At 66.8% G+C, this 274-nt stretch carries 1 pseudogene; it reads right to left on the bottom strand.

Features of this window, described 5'->3' with window-relative positions:
* Nucleotides 1–274 (bottom strand): annotated as a pseudogene (locus ACEN88_RS35430) (purine permease); the annotation flags it as partial.

Below are 274 nucleotides of genomic sequence, written 5' to 3'. Positions count from 1 at the left end.
GTCGTGCGCCGACACGTCGCGGTCGACGCCGCCGTGGCGCCGCTGCTGCGACTCCGAGTTGAGCAGCAGGTTGAGCAGCACGGCGACGAGCGCTCCGGCGCTGATACCCGAGTCGAACACGATCGTGAACCAGGTCGGGAACTGCGCGTAGATGTCGGGGCTGACGGTCGGCAGCAGGCTGACACCCAGCGCCACGGCGACGATCAGGATGTTCGAGTTGTTGAACTTCACCTTCGACAGCGTGCGGATGCCGCTCGCGGCGACCATGCCGAAC

The organism is Massilia sp. CT11-108, from assembly GCF_047302915.1.
GTDB classification, from domain to species: Bacteria; Pseudomonadota; Gammaproteobacteria; order Burkholderiales; family Burkholderiaceae_D; genus Telluria; species Telluria orientalis.
The sequence above is the reverse complement of the archived record's forward strand: the minus strand, read 5'-3'. Positions and strand labels throughout refer to the sequence as shown.